Source organism: Pseudomonas sp. BN607 (genome assembly GCF_029871175.1).
GTDB lineage: Bacteria > Pseudomonadota > Gammaproteobacteria > Pseudomonadales > Pseudomonadaceae > Aquipseudomonas.
Window position 1 is genome coordinate 91,675 of record NZ_SSOE01000028.1, and the last position, 14,127, is coordinate 105,801.

General features: G+C 63.4%; 14 protein-coding genes. 11 read left to right on the plus strand and 3 right to left on the minus strand.

Annotated features, from left to right (window positions below):
* Window position 1: 1 nt before the first annotated feature.
* From gspF to E8E68_RS06795, 9 genes are all read left to right on the plus strand, one after another.
* Window positions 2-1,207, plus strand: coding sequence for a type II secretion system inner membrane protein GspF (gene gspF, locus E8E68_RS06755; RefSeq protein ID WP_266029069.1), 1,206 nt, complete (start codon window positions 2-4; stop codon window positions 1,205-1,207).
* A 1-nt stretch (window position 1,208) separates the two neighbouring features.
* Window positions 1,209-1,655 carry a type II secretion system major pseudopilin GspG gene (gene gspG / locus E8E68_RS06760; RefSeq protein WP_280340322.1) on the plus strand — a complete coding sequence of 149 codons (447 nt, stop codon included), beginning with the start codon at window positions 1,209-1,211 and terminating at the stop codon, window positions 1,653-1,655.
* On the plus strand, window positions 1,652-2,116 hold the full coding sequence (locus tag E8E68_RS06765) for a prepilin-type N-terminal cleavage/methylation domain-containing protein (protein WP_280340324.1): 465 nt from the start codon (window positions 1,652-1,654) through the stop codon (window positions 2,114-2,116). Before gspG ends, E8E68_RS06765 begins: the two co-directional genes overlap by 4 nt.
* A complete protein-coding gene (gene gspI / locus E8E68_RS06770; RefSeq protein WP_266029072.1) occupies window positions 2,094-2,477 on the plus strand; it encodes a type II secretion system minor pseudopilin GspI in 384 nt (127 codons plus the stop codon). Before E8E68_RS06765 ends, gspI begins: the two co-directional genes overlap by 23 nt.
* Window positions 2,464-3,054, plus strand: a complete 591-nt coding sequence (locus tag E8E68_RS06775; protein WP_280340326.1) for a type II secretion system protein GspJ — start codon at window positions 2,464-2,466, stop codon at window positions 3,052-3,054. The genes gspI and E8E68_RS06775 overlap by 14 nt, the downstream gene beginning before the upstream one ends.
* A 35-nt stretch (window positions 3,055-3,089) precedes the next feature.
* Entirely contained in the window at window positions 3,090-3,908 is an 819-nt protein-coding gene (locus tag E8E68_RS06780; protein WP_266029117.1) for a type II secretion system protein GspK, read from the plus strand.
* Window positions 3,901-5,010 (plus strand): type II secretion system protein GspL, encoded by a 1,110-nt coding sequence (gene gspL / locus E8E68_RS06785; RefSeq protein WP_280340328.1) that lies wholly within the window; start codon window positions 3,901-3,903, stop codon window positions 5,008-5,010. Before E8E68_RS06780 ends, gspL begins: the two co-directional genes overlap by 8 nt.
* Window positions 5,010-5,477, plus strand: a complete 468-nt coding sequence (gene gspM / locus E8E68_RS06790) for a type II secretion system protein GspM (protein WP_266029118.1) — start codon at window positions 5,010-5,012, stop codon at window positions 5,475-5,477. The genes gspL and gspM overlap by 1 nt, the downstream gene beginning before the upstream one ends.
* 70 nt (window positions 5,478-5,547) lie before the next feature.
* The gene (locus E8E68_RS06795) at window positions 5,548-5,895 is read left to right on the plus strand and encodes a NirD/YgiW/YdeI family stress tolerance protein (RefSeq protein ID WP_110745146.1); all 348 of its coding nucleotides are present in this window, start codon (window positions 5,548-5,550) and stop codon (window positions 5,893-5,895) included.
* Window positions 5,896-5,931: 36 nt separating this feature from the next.
* On the opposite strand, the gene E8E68_RS06800 is transcribed toward E8E68_RS06795, so the two are convergent.
* Entirely contained in the window at window positions 5,932-7,119 is a 1,188-nt protein-coding gene (locus E8E68_RS06800; protein WP_280340424.1) for an MFS transporter, read from the minus strand.
* Between the two features lie 164 nt (window positions 7,120-7,283).
* Between E8E68_RS06800 and E8E68_RS06805 the strand changes: the two genes are divergently transcribed.
* Both E8E68_RS06805 and E8E68_RS06810 read left to right on the plus strand, forming a co-directional pair.
* Window positions 7,284-8,177, plus strand: coding sequence for a LysR family transcriptional regulator (locus tag E8E68_RS06805; RefSeq protein WP_266029075.1), 894 nt, complete (start codon window positions 7,284-7,286; stop codon window positions 8,175-8,177).
* 92 nt (window positions 8,178-8,269) lie between these two features.
* On the plus strand, window positions 8,270-9,043 hold the full coding sequence (locus tag E8E68_RS06810; protein WP_110745143.1) for a ParA family protein: 774 nt from the start codon (window positions 8,270-8,272) through the stop codon (window positions 9,041-9,043).
* A 159-nt stretch (window positions 9,044-9,202) separates the two neighbouring features.
* On the opposite strand, the gene selO is transcribed toward E8E68_RS06810, so the two are convergent.
* Window positions 9,203-10,663, minus strand: a complete 1,461-nt coding sequence (gene selO / locus E8E68_RS06815) for a protein adenylyltransferase SelO (protein WP_280340332.1) — start codon at window positions 10,661-10,663, stop codon at window positions 9,203-9,205.
* Between the two features lie 126 nt (window positions 10,664-10,789).
* Window positions 10,790-14,098, minus strand: a complete 3,309-nt coding sequence (mscK, locus tag E8E68_RS06820) for a mechanosensitive channel MscK (protein WP_110745141.1) — start codon at window positions 14,096-14,098, stop codon at window positions 10,790-10,792.
* Window positions 14,099-14,127 lie beyond the last annotated feature (29 nt).

Genomic DNA, 14,127 nt, shown 5'->3' on the forward strand with positions numbered 1-14,127 from the left:
CATGCCGGTGTTCCGCTACCAGGCTCAGGATGCGCAGGGGGCGCGCCAGCGAGGAACGCTGGAAGCACCGGGGGCACGCCAGGCCCGGCAAACCTTGCGCGAGCAAGGCTTGCTGGTGCTGAAGCTGGCCCCGGTAGGGGCATCGCCAATGGCTGCCTGGCGCACAGGTAAAGGCATGAGCCTGGCCCAACGCTCGTTGCTCACCCGCCAGCTGGCGACGCTGCTGCATGCCGGGGTGCCGTTGACCGAGGCCTTGCAGGCAGTTGCCGGCCAGAGCACCCAGCGCCAGGTAAGGCTGGTGCTGGGGGGCGTGGTTGAGCGGGTTGCCGAAGGCCTCGCGCTGGCCCAGGCCCTGGCGCACTACCCTCAGGCGTTCCCCATGGTTTACCGGGCGACCGTGGCCGCCGCCGAACGCTCCGGCCACCTGGCGGGCGTACTCGAGCGCTTGGCCGAGCATGGCGAGAACCAGCAGGCCCTGCGCCAGAAAGTACAATTGGCCATGGTTTATCCGGTGATCCTGCTGGTTGTTTCGTTACTGGTGGTGGGGTTTCTGCTCGGTTATGTGGTGCCCGATGTGGTGCAGGCCTTTTCGCGCGACCAGGCGCAGCTGCCGCTGGCAACGCAAGTGCTGATCGCCCTGAGCGATGCCACCCAACATTACGGCTTGGCAGCGCTGGCGCTGTTGGTGGTAGCTGCTGCGCTGGTTGCCTGGGCACTTCGCCAACCGGCACTGCGCAGGCAATGGCATGGCTTTTCACTGCGCCTGCCGGGCTATGGCGAGTTTGTCCGCGCCAGTGAAGCGGCACGCTTCATCGGTACCTTGGCCATCCTGGGGCGCAGCGGGGTAGCCCTGGTCGAGGCAATGAACATCGGCGCAGCGGTGATCGGCAACCTGATCCTGCGCGAGCGTTTGTTGCAGGCCGCTCGCGAACTGGGCGAGGGCAGCTCGCTGGCCAATTGCCTGGCACGCAGCGACACCTTACCGCCACTGATGCTGCACATGATCGCCAGTGGCGAACGCGCCGGTGAGCTGGACACCATGCTTGAACGTGCCGCAGACCTTCAGGCCAGGCAACTGGCGGGGCGCATCTCGTTGCTGGTGAGCCTGTGCGAGCCACTGATGTTGCTGGTGATGGGCGGCATCGTGCTGTTCATCGTGCTTGCCATCTTGCTGCCGATTCTCAACCTCAACCAACTGGTCAACTGATATGTCCATACGTTCAGCACGCCGCGCGCAACGCGGCTTCACCCTCATCGAAATCATGGTGGTGGTCATCATCCTGGGGGTGCTTGGCGCGCTGGTGCTGCCCAACGTGATGAGCCGTCCTGACCATGCCAAGCTGACCGCAGCCCGTACCGATATCCAGTCGATCTCCACCGCGTTGGAAATCTACCGCCTGGATAACGGCCGCTACCCGACCACCTCGCAAGGCCTGGAAGCCTTGGTGACGCGATCAACTGTAGCGCCCCTGCCGCGTCAATGGAGTGCCCAAGGCTATCTCAAGAGTACACCCATCGACCCCTGGGGCTCGCCTTACCAGTTCGCAAGCCCGGGCACCCGTTCGGCCCAAGGCTATGACCTTTACTCCCTGGGGGCCGATGGTCAGCCGGGTGGTGAGGCGATGGATGCCGATATCGGTAACTGGCCCGAATGAAACAGCGCTGTTCTCAAGGCTTTACGCTGCTGGAGCTGCTGCTGGTCATGCTGCTGCTGGGCATCGTGATGAGCATGGCAGGGTTCATGTTCGGGCGCGACCCGCAACGTATGGCTAACCAGGAAGCCAGCCTTTTCTTCCAGTTGGTGCAGCACGCGCGGCAACAGGCGGTGCTGGAAGGATTGGCGGTGGGTATTCGCATTGATGCCCGGGGCTATCAACTGCTTAAAGCCGCCGGGCACCGCTGGGAGATTGCGGGCAAGCATCGAGATATCGACCTGGACCTGCACGTGGAGATCGATGGGGTTCCGGTGCCTCCCGGTGTGCCTGGGAGGGCACCGCAACTGGTGATGTACGGCAACGACGAGCACACGCCGTTTGCCCTTCATTTCGGGGTGAACGATGTACGCCTTGTTTCTGTGTCGAGCGATGGCATCAATGACCCCAGTTTCCTGCGCTGAACGCGGCTTCACCTTGTTGGAAGTGTTGGTGGCGTTGGTGATCTTCGCGGTACTGGCCGTGGCGGTTACCTCGGCCAGCCAGCATGTGCTGGTGCAATCGCAGGGGCTTGAGAAGCGCTTGCTCGCCAGCTGGGTCGCTGACAACCACTTGATGGAGATGCGCCTGCAACCTGCACCGGGTCCTGGCGAGCGCACCCTGGATGTCATGTTCGGCCAGCGTCGCTGGACCTTGGAGGAAACCCGCCGCCGTCTGGGTGAGAGTGCCCTGCTGGAAGTACACGTACGGGTAGGCCTTGCTTCGGACCGCCAAGTACTGCACCAGGCCACGGGGTGGTTGGGGCTGTTCGATGCGCCACGCTAGGCCAGGCAGGTTGTCCGGGCAGCGGGGCTTCACCTTGATCGAGCTGCTGCTGGCGATCGCCATCTTTGCCTCGCTGGCGGTGGGCAGCGCGCGCGTGCTCGATGTGTTCATGCGTGCCGAAAGCGCACGGCAGATGCAGGCCAATGAGCTGCGAGCGTTGGCCAGGGCCATGAGCCTGATGCAACGCGATGCCCTGCTGGGTTACCAGCCTGCGAGTCTCGGCAAGGGCGGTTACGGTGTACTGCTGCACGGCGCGCGGGCGCATTGGTTGGCCAGGGAGCAAGACAACCAGGCGCTTAAACGCAGCGAGTTGAGGGTTGTCGAGTATTGGCTCGAGGAAGGCGTGCTGTGGCGTCAACGGCGCACGCAGGGGCAAGACCAGCCTCGGCCGCAGCGCTTGCTCGAAGGTGTACGCGAGCTGCATTGGCGTGTACATGTGCCCGGAAGCGGCTGGCAGGCGAGCTGGCCCATGGCCCAGCGGCGGCCGGTGCCCCCACAGGCGCTGGAGGTAACGCTGTCGACCAAGCGCTTTGAGCAGGTTCGGCGGGTACTGCCACTGGGGGGCGCCAGCCAGTGAGGGGGCAACGGCAAAGGGGGCTCGCGTTGGTTACCGTGCTGCTGGTCATGGCGCTGCTCACGATGCTGGTAGCCGGCATGTTGCACAGCCATCAACTATTGGTTGGCGGGGTTACCCGGCAGATCGAGGGTACGCGTTTATTGCGCCTGGCCCATGCAGGCGAGCAGCAGGGTCTGGTGAGCCTGCGCCGCGAGCTGAGCGAGGTCTTGCAGGTCACCCATGATCGGCAAGCCTGGGCCCGGCCCCGGGCGTTGAACCTCGATCAAGGGCAGGTAACCCTGCAGTTGGAAGACCTTTCGGGTCGGCTGAACCTGGGAGCCCTGATTACCGGAAAGGCGCCCGACCCGTTGCTGCTCGAGCGCTGGGAACGCCTGTGCCATTCATTGCAGCTGGAGCCACCGGCATTGGACGGGCTCGTTGGCCAGCCAATGCTCGACCCAACCCAGTTGCGCGCATTGCCTGGGGTCACCGCCGAGGTGATGACGCGGTTGCGACCGTGGGTGGTGGTACTGCCCAAGGAGGCGCGGCTCAACATCAATACGGCCCCGCCGCGCTTGCTGGCGGCGTTCGCCGAGCTGTCACCGACGGTGGCCGCGGAGCTGGCAAGGGCGCGCCCCGAAGCGGGATACCCCACCGTGGAGCGCTTTCTTGCCCAGCCCCAGCTGGAGGGCCAGGGCCTGGACAGGCGTGGGCTGGCAGTGAGCAGCCGCTGGTTTCGCCTGGAGGTACAGGCGGAGCTGGCAGGCCGGCGCATGTACTTGTACAGCGATCTGGAGATCGATTTGAACACGCATCAGGTTCGTGTGGTGCGGCGTGTGTTTTCGGCAAGGCGGGAGCGAAGTGCAGATGAGTGAGAACTGGTTGTACCTGTTGCCCGAAGGCATTGCGGCCGCTGATGGGCAGTGGCCGGTGTGGTTGCGTACGGCGGACGGCAACCTGAGCACGGCGCGCCTGGGTGAGCTTGCCTCGACCCTGTCCGGCCCAGTGATCGTGGTGGTGCCCATGGAAATGCTGGGCAGCTGTGAGATCGGCCCGGTACCGGGTAAACGGCCTAAATCGGAAACACTGGCGTACGCCGCCGAGGATCAGTTGGCAGCGCCGCTGGAAACCTTGCACTTGGTGTTTGGCCCGCCCTGTGCGCAAGGGCATCGCCGCGCGTTGGTGATAGAGCTTCAGGTCATGGCCAACCTGATGGCCCTGCTGCAAGCACAGGGTATCGACCCGCTTGGCATCTACGCCGATGCCGACCTGCTGGGGGCCGGGCAGCCCTGCGCATTGTGGTTCGAGGGCCGCTGGCTGCTGGGCGGCACGAATGGCCCCTGTCTGGTCGCCAGTCCGCAGGCCGCCGAGGTCCTGGCGCAGCAGTTGCCGTCGATGGCATGGCAGGCCGAACCTGCTCATGCAGGGGAGGCGCTCTGCAACCAAACAGTCGATAGCGCCGTCCACACCCTGGTGCAAGGGCGAGCCACGGCCCTGGACCTGCGCCAGGGGGCATTCCGGCGACGCGGATCGGCCTTGCCTTGGTCCGCCTTGGCGGGAGGGGTGCTGCTGGCATTGGCAATGGTGTGCCTGGCGGATCATCTGCGTATCGCGTGGTTGACGCACCGCACGACACAGCTGGATGCCGAGAACGTTCAGGCATTTCAGCGCTGGGCGCCAGGGCAGCCTGTCACTGGCGACCTGGTTGCGCAGGTCAGGGCGCTGGAGTTCCGCCCCCGGGCAATGACCACTGTCGAGGAACTGGCAGCATTCAGCGAGCGGTTGGTTGAAGCCGGGAACATCACCGTTGAACGGGCTGTGTCCAGCCCCACCGAAGGGTGGCGCATGGAAGTGGTAGCGCAGGGGTTCGCTGACCTTGAGCGCTTGCGTCAGCGGGCGCCTGCGGTGCTGATGGACCAGGCGCGCCAGGCCGGGCAAGGCGTGCGGGCGACCCTGACGTGGCAGGGTGCTCTATGATGCGGTGGTTTGGGCAGGCCTGGCTGCGCCAATGGCAATCGATACCCGGCGCGCGGCGGGGAGTGATAGTGGCCACTCTCTGGAGCCTGGCCTTGGTCGTTCTCTGGCAAGTTGCCTGGAGCCCCGGCAAGCAGCGCTTGCAGCAGGCCGAGCGTGACCATGCGCGAGCCCTGGAGCTGGCCGGGCACCTGCAGAGGGTTGCGGCAGGCCCGGCCATGGCCCTGGAAGCTGTGCAGGCACTGACGCCCGCCGGGCTGAACGCGCGAGCGCTGGCTGCTGGACTGCGAATCACCGGGCTGCAGACGCGTGTCGCTCAGGTGGACGTCAGCCTGGAGGGCGAACCTGCGAAACTGCTGGTTTGGCTGCACGCGCTGGAAGGTGATGGCGTGCAGTTCCGCAGTTTGCAGTTGCAGGTGACCGGCGAACAGTTACAAGCGCAGCTGGTACTGGAGCTGGACGGAGCCTGAGCCAATTAAGATTCGCTTCAGCCAGCTTGGGTAGGCTGTTCCCATCGAAAACGAAACAGGACCTGCCACCATGAAAGCTCGCTACCTCGCCCTGATCCTTGCCCCGCTGTTCAGCACTGCCGCCTTGGCTGCGGGCTACACCGGCCCCGGTGCCCAGCCGGTTACCACCGTTGCCGCGGCCAACGATGCCGCTGATGACACCCCGGTGGTGCTGCAGGGCTTCGTGACCAAGAAGATCAACAACGACGACAAGTACGAATTCAAGGACAACACCGGCACCCTCAGCGTAGAAATTGATGATGAAGACTTGCCGCCGACTCCGTTCAACGAAAAGACCAAGGTCAAGCTGACCGGTGAGGTGGAGAAACATCTGATGAGCCGGGAGGTCGATGTGGATATGGTTGAGATCATCAACTGATCCAAGGGCCCGTTCGCGGGCATGCCCGCGAACGCCTCACATCGATTTGGGTGGTAACTTGCTCAAGTGCAACGCCACCAGCAACGCCACGGCCAGCAAGCTGCCAATGAACAGCCCTATGCCGTTCCAGCCCCACTGGTGCCAGAACACCCCGCCCGCCGTACCGGCCACGCTGGACCCTGCGTAATAGCTGAACAGGTACAGCGACGATGCCTGCCCTTTGGCTTTCAGCGCCCGGCGGCCGATCCAGCTGCTGGCCACCGAGTGCGCGCCAAAGAAGCCAAAGGTGAACACCAGCATGCCCACGATCACGATCGCCAGCGGGCTGGCCAGGGTCATCAGCAAGCCACCCGCCATCACCACGATACTGGCCCAGAACACCTTGCGCCGGCCCAGCTTGTCCGCCAGGGCACCGACTTGCGCCGAGCTGTAGATACCGGACAGGTACACTACCGACAGCAAACCGACGAGCGCCTGGTTCATGTGGTAGGGCTCGGCCAGCAGGCGGTAGCCGATGTAGTTGAACAGGGTGACGAAAGCGCCCATCAGCAGGAAGGCTTCCAGGAAAAGCCAAGGCAGGCCGGCATCCTTGAAGTGCATGACAAAACCATTCAGCAGGTTGCGCGGGTTCATCGTCTGTGGGCGGAAGTTACGTGATTCCGGCAGCACCTTCCAGAACACCAGCGCAGCCACCAGGGCGAGGCCGCCAATGGTCAGCATCGCGGTATGCCAGCTCACGAAGTCGATCAATACGCCGGTTATCAGCCGCCCGCTCATGCCGCCAATCGCGTTGCCACCAATGTACAGGCCCATGGCCAGGCCGATGTGCTGTGGGTGGATTTCCTCGCTCAAATAGGTCATTGCCACTGCCGCCAGGCCGCTCAGCGACAGGCCCACCAGCGCACGTGTGGCCAGCACCAGCTCCCAGCTCGGCATCACTGCGCTGGCCAGTGTGGACAGTGCGGCGCAGACCAGGGCGAACACCATCACCGGCTTGCGCCCGATGCGGTCAGAGACGGGCCCGGTTATCAACAGGCCGAACGCCAGCATGGCAGTTGCTACCGACAACACCAGGCTGCTCTGCGCCGCGTTGATGGAAAACTCCTTCGACAGCAGCGGCATCATCGGCTGCACGCAATACAGCAGGGCGAAGGTGGCAAAACCGCCGCTGAACAGGGCCAGCACGGTCTTCATGAAGGCGGGGGTGCCTTTTTCGATCCACATTTCGTTCAGGGGAGCAGGCTCTGGCTCGACAGGAAGGGGGGCTACAGCAGTTTTCACGGTGGGTACCTCTGGCGCAATGAAAAAAGCATATAGCTAGCTAATGATTAGATCCAATATATTGTTCGACCTATTTAAGACGTACTGCGACTTGTTTGGAGCCGATCATGGAACTGCGCCATCTGCGTTATTTCATCGCTGTTGCCGAAGAATTGCACTTTGGCCGCGCCGCCCAGCAGCTGGGCATTTCGCAGCCACCCCTGAGCCAGCAGATCCAGGCGCTGGAGCAGGAACTGGGCGCACGTCTGTTCGAGCGTACCAATCGTCGGGTCGAACTGAGCGAGGCGGGCAGGCTGTTCCTTGAAGAGGCACGCCAGGTGCTGGCGCAGGTCGAGAAGGCCGCGGATGTCGCTCGGCGTGCACAGCTGGGCGAGCTGGGCGAAATGAAGATTGGTTTTACTTCTTCGGCACCTTTCACCTCGAAGATACCCAAGGCCATCCACGCCTTCCGCCAGCGCTTTCCGGCGGTGCATCTGAACCTCCAGGAAATGAGCAGCCGGGATGTCGCCGAGGGGGTGTTTGACGAAACCATCGAAGTGGGCCTGATGCGGCCGATGCCGTTGCCTGAGGGGCTGCTGGCCACCGAACTGTTCCGTGAGCCACTGGTGGCGGTAATCAACGCTTCGCATCCACTGGCTGAAGGCACGGAGGAGGGGGTGCATATGGCGGCGCTGGCCCATGAGCCGTTCGTGTTCTTCCCGCGCAGTTACGGCAGCGGGTTGCATGCGCAGTTGCTGAGCCTGGCGCGGCAGGCGGGCTTCAGCCCGCATTTTGCCCAGGAGGCAGGGGAGGCGATGACCATTATCGGCCTGGTATCGGCGGGGCTCGGGGTATCGGTGCTGCCGGCCTCGTTCCAGCGCATGCGCATTGAAGGAGTGGTGTATCGCACCCTGCTCGATGAGGGGGCGATGTCAGCGGTATGGTTGGTGCAACGCGAGCGTGGCGGCTCGGCCATGGCCAAGGCGTTTGCCGAGCTGGTCATCGGCCAGGCCTATGGCTGAGGAGCAGGTCCATCCATACCCGGCAAATGGCACTGGCCATTGCTGCGGCAGCGCCACATACTCGGGCATTCGTTGAAACACGGAGGTCAATCATGCGGCGCGTGGTGTTCAATCAGAAAGGTGGCGTAGGCAAGTCGAGCATCGCCTGCAACCTGGCGGCGGTCAGTGCCAATGAAGGCTATCGGACCCTGTTGATCGACCTGGATGCCCAGGCCAACTCAACCCAGTACCTCACCGGACTCACGGGTGAAGACATCCCCATGGGCATTGCTGACTTCTTCAAGCAAAGCCTGTCCAGCGGGCCATTCAGCAAGAAGAACAAGGTCGACATCTACGAAACCCCGTTCGACAACCTGCACGTGGTTACCGCCACCCCAGAGCTGGCCGACCTGCAACCCAAGCTCGAGGCCAAGCATAAGATCAACAAGCTGCGTAAGTTGCTCGATGAGCTGGATGAGGATTACGAGCGGATTTACATTGATACCCCGCCAGCGCTCAACTTCTATGCGGTTTCGGCGCTGATTGCTGCCGATCGCGTGCTGATTCCTTTCGACTGCGACAGCTTCTCGCGCCAGGCCCTGTATGGCCTGCTGGCCGAGATCGAAGACCTCAAGGAAGACCATAACGAAGACCTGCTGGTCGAGGGCATCGTGGTCAACCAGTTCCAGTCACGTGCCAGCCTGCCGCAGCAGATGCTCGACGAACTGCTGGCAGAAGGGCTCCCGGTGCTACCGGTGTACTTGGGCAGCTCGGTGAAAATGCGCGAATCGCACCACGCCAGCCTGCCGCTGATTCACCTGGAGCCCAAGCACAAGCTGACCCAGCAGTTCGTCGAGTTGCATTCGTTGCTCGAAGAGAACGGTTGAATAGCCCCGGGCGGTTGGCGGGGGATTTTCTTCGCTTATGAGATCGAGCGCCGCGCGGGCGGCGCTCGGTCTCACAGGCGCACCCCCCTCAAGGCGTACGCGTGGTCGCCCCAACCCGGTCACGCGTACCCCCTAAATTTCTTGTAGACGCGGCGTTACTCAGGAAGAGCAACTGATTTCCAAGTGCTTGCCCCACTCCGGCGGTCGCTCGGCGTAGGCCTGCATGCCGGGCTGTTCCTCGAAGGGGCTGGTCAGTACCTGATGCAATCGGCGTACTTCACTGTAATCCCCTGCCTCGGCCGCTTCGATGGCTTTCTGCGCCAGGTAGTTGCGCAGCACATACAGCGGGTTCACCGCCTGCATCCGTTCACGGCGGCCTTCGGCATTGCCGGGTTCGCGCTCACAGCGGGCCAGGTAATCTGCGCCCCAGGCATCGAAGCCGGCCAGGTCGATGAAGTCATCGCGCACCACCTTCAGGGCCTCGGTCACCGGCTGCTCACCCAGCTTGCGGAAGAACAGGCTGTAGTCCACGCCACCACGCTGCATGCACTGCAGCAGGCGCTCGACCAGCGCCATGTCGTCATCCTCGGCAGTGGTCAGGCCCAGACGCCGGCGCATCAGGTCCAGGTAATGGGCCTGGTACAGCGGCAGGAACAGCCCCAGCGCCTCCTTGAGCGGCTCAACCTCGATCACCGTGGTCAGTGCCTGGGCCAGCGCGCTGAGGTTCCAGTGGGCGATGGGCACCTGGTTGGCGTAGCTGTAACGGCCACGGTCGTCGGAGTGGTTGCAGATGAAGTTGGCGTCGAAGTCGTCGAGGAAGGCGTACGGACCGAAATCGAAAGTGATGCCGAGGATCGACATGTTGTCAGTGTTCATCACTCCGTGGCAGAAGCCATAAGCTTGCCAGCGGGCGATCAGCTCGGCATTGCGCTCGACGATGGTGCGGAACATGGCCAGGTAGGGTTGTTCGGCATCGCGGCATTCGGGGTAGTGCTGCTGTAGCACGTGGTCGATCAGAACACGTTGCTGTTCCGGCTGCTTGGTGTAGTAGAAATACTCGAAATGGCCGAAGCGCACGTGGCTCTGCGCCAGGCGTGTGAGCATGGCGGCGCTCTCGCGGGTTTCGCGCCACACCGGAGTGCTTGAGCCGATGACGCACAGTGCCCGGCTGGTAGCGATGCCCAGGGCATGCAGGGCTTCGGAGGCGAGAAATTCGCGGATCGACGAGCGTAGCACGGCGCGGCCGTCGCCCATGCGCGAGTACGGGGTCTGGCCGGCGCCCTTGAGGTGCAGGTCCCAGTGTTCGCCAGCGTCGTTCAGCACTTCGGCCAGCAGCAGGCCGCGGCCATCACCCAGCCGTGGGTTGTACGAGCCGAACTGGTGGCCGGAATACACCATTGCCCGTGGGTCGGCTTCTTCCCACAGCTTATGGCCGCTGAAAAGCTCGGCGAATACCGGCTGCTCGGCCTGGGCCGGGTCGAGGTCAAGCAGGGCCATGGCCGATTCGCTCGCTACCACCAGGCGCGGGTCTGCGATGGGTTCGGGCAGCACCTGGGTGGAGAACACATCGCCCAGGCGGGCGAAGCGGTTGTCGAAGGTGAGTTGGTCGAGGGTTTTCACGAGCCGGCTCCTGAGATTGATTGGCTGGGGCCGCTTGGCGGCCCTTCGCGGCGGTTCGGCGTCCCGACGCGAACGAGGGCGAAGCCCTCGCAGGGGGTCTGCACAGAATAAAGTATTCGAACCCACTCAGGCCGAAGCAGTGCCATCGGGTTTCGGCTGCTCCACGGGAATCAACTGCTGCTTGCCGCCTTTGGGGTCTATCAAGAACACCTCGACCTGGCGCACCGAGATCTTGATGTCATGCGCCTTGAATTCACGGCTGATGTAGCGGTTGAGCTCGTCCAGCGTCGGGTTGCGGTCGCCCAGGTCGCGTACATGCATGCGCAGCTCATGGTCCAGCGAGCTTTCGCCGAAGTTGAGGAAGTACACGATTGGCTCCGGGTCCTTGAGCACCCGTGGGTTTTCATGCGCGCCTTTGAGCAGCAGGTCACGCACCAGGTCAAGGTCGGAGCCGTAGTCGATGCCCAGCTTCAGCGTCACCCGCGTGACCGTGTCGGTCAGCGACCAGTTGATCAGCTGGCCGGTGATGAAGGTCTTGTTGGGGACGATGATGTCCTTGCGGTCGAAGTCGGTGATGGTGGTGGCGCGGATGCGGATCTTGCTTACCGTGCCCGACAGGTTGCCGATGGTGATGGTGTCGCCGATGCGCACCGGGCGCTCGAACAGGATCATGATGCCGGAGATGAAGTTGGCGAAGATCTCCTGCATGCCGAAGCCCAGGCCCACCGACAGCGCGGCCACCAGCCATTGCAGCTTGTCCCAGCTCACCCCGAGGGTCGACAGGGTGCTGACGATGCCGATGCCGACGATGGTGTACGAAAGCAGCGTGGTGGTGGCGTACGCGCTGCCCTGGGCCAGGTTCAGGCGCGACAGCACCAGCACTTCCAGCAGGCCCGGCAAGTTGCCGGCGAGGGCGAAGGTGATGCCGACGATCACCAGCGCGCCCAGCAGGTCGCCAAGGCTGATCGGCACCATGCTGGCGGCGGCGCCGGTGCCGCTGGTGTATTCGTAGAGGACGAAATTGTTGAGGTAGGCGAACACCGATATCAGGTCGGACCACACCCAGTACAGGCCGGCAATGAAACCGCCGAGCAGGGCCAGGCGGATCAGGCGCAGCGACTGCTGGTTGACCTGTTCGATGTCCAGGGTCGGCTCTTCGGTGATGACCTCGCCGTCCAGCCCTTCCTTGGCCGCCGCCCGCTTGCTCAGCGCGCGCTGGTAGGCCAGCCGCCGCGCCGCTACCGACAGGCCGCGCACGAACGCAGCTTCGATTACCAGCCAGAACAGCAGCAGATACAGGGTGTAGATCAGCCGGTCGGTGAGTTTCAGTGCGGTGTAGTAATAGCCGAAGCACACCGCCACGAACAAGGCGATTGGCAATGCGGTGAAGGCCACGCCTACGGCCTTGCGGAACAGCGAGGTGTCGCGGTGCGCCGGGCTGCTCAGCAGCAGGCGGCTGAGCAGCCAGGCCATCAACGCGTAACAGGTCAGCACCACGCCGATCCCCAGCACGTCATCGGCCAGTGCTGAAGGCTGGTGCTCGGCAACCGCCACCACACCGACCAATGCCAGCACCACGGTGCCCAGGCGACGCACCCAGCCGCGCAGGAACTCGACTTGCGGCTTGTGCCAGCGGAAATGGATTTCTGCTACCCCGCCGGGGGCGAGGATGCGGTAGGCGGTGTAGAACACCAGCCAGGCTTGGGCCAGTTGCCAGAGCGCGGCGCCCAGGTTGGCGTTCTGCCCGCGCGCGTCGATCTGCAACGCGTAGCTGCACAAGGCCAGGCCCAGGCTGACCGGCATGGCCAGCAGGATGTTGATGAGGATCGCCTGCGGCGTGTGCCACTGGCTGTCACGGCGGAAGTGGCCGATATCCTGATGTACCTTGCTTAGCCGCTCATACAGGTATTTGCGGCGCCACAGCAGCGCGCCGATAACCAGCAGCAGGGGCAGAAACAGCAAAGGACGCTGGCTCAGGCCGTCGGCCAGCTCTTTCAGGCCGGAGCCCCATGGCAGGTCGGCAACCTGTTTGGCCAAGCGCTCTGGAACATAGGTCAACCAGTCCCAGTCCAGCGGCTTGTTGCTTGGTATCCAGAACATCTGCTCGTCGAGGGTGGTGCGCAAACCCTGTGCGGTGCCAAGCAGTTGCTTCTGGTTGAGTTGCAGGGTGATCGACTCGTTGAGCAGTGCCGACAGTTCGCGGTTCAGGCGCTCGAGCAGATCGCTGCGGGTGATCGCCACCTCCAGCAGGGCTTTGCGCAAGGCTGGGGTGACGTCTGCCTGCGGCTGGCTGGCCAGCAGTTTGTCGACGTAGGTGACCGGGCTGCTCATCTGTTCGCGTTGCTGGTTGATCTCGAACTGATACAGGCGGATATCGGCGATCTGATCGGCCAGGTCACGGTCGAGCTTGAGGTGCGGCAACGCCTGCTTCTGTTTGTAGAGGATCTTCGACAGCAGCAGGCTGCCCTTGAGGACGCTGATCTGCTCGTCCAGCGCCTGATCGGCCTGGGTCAGGCTGTCGAGTTGCTGCTTGGTGCGCAAGTTCTGTTGGGTCAGCTCGTTAAGGCGGTCGGTGCTTTTGAGCAGGTAGTCGGAGAGCTTGAGGTTGGCCGCGCTCTCGCTGGCCAGCAGGCTGCTGCCTCCGGCTTTCTGGGCCTCGATCGATTGCTGGGTGACCGCCTCTTGCGACTGGGCCAGGCGTTTGTCGTTGATCAGCGTCTGCAGGTCCTGGATTTCCTGCTCCAGGCGCGCGGCACGCTCGATCAGCAGGTCGTGACGGGCATTGCCCAGGTCTTGCAGCAGGCTGTTGCCGGCCAGTTCCTGGCGGCGCAGCAGGGTAAGCGCGTTGAGCGAGGCCAGTTCGGCGTTCAGCTGGTTGCGCTGGTCGGCGTTGATCGATTTACCGCCGTCCTTACCGGTCTTGAGGATGTTGTTGATCTGCTGGGTGCGGGTCTGGCTGCTGCTGATCTCGGCCTGGGCGCGCTCGGGGCGGGTTTGCGAGTTGATGATCAGGCTGTTGGCTTCGGACAGCGCTTTCTGTAGCTCACCCTGCTGGGTGTTGCGCTCGCTGAGCATCTGTTCCAGCTGCGGCACGCTGAGGTTGGCGTAGCGCTGCGGCACGGGTTGCGCCTTGCTTTCCTTGAGCCTGGCGAGTTCTTTCTGGCTGTCGCTGGTTTCCTTGGGGGCGCCGGCCAGTTGCTGCTTCAGCGCGGCAAGCTTCTTCTCGTTGTCTTCCTTGCTGGCCAGCAGGCTCAACGTTTGTTCGAGCACTTGCTGCAAGGCCTTCTGGTCAGCTTCGGGCAGCTTGCGCTCGGCGATCTTGTCGAGGCTGTTCTGGATGCTGGCGGTGCTCGGGGCTTCTGCCGCGTTGGCGGCAAAAGGAAGGGACAGACACAGCCCGAGCAGGGCTGTGCGAAGGTACACGCGCAGGGACATAGGCAGACTACTTGTGGATCCGGCAGAAA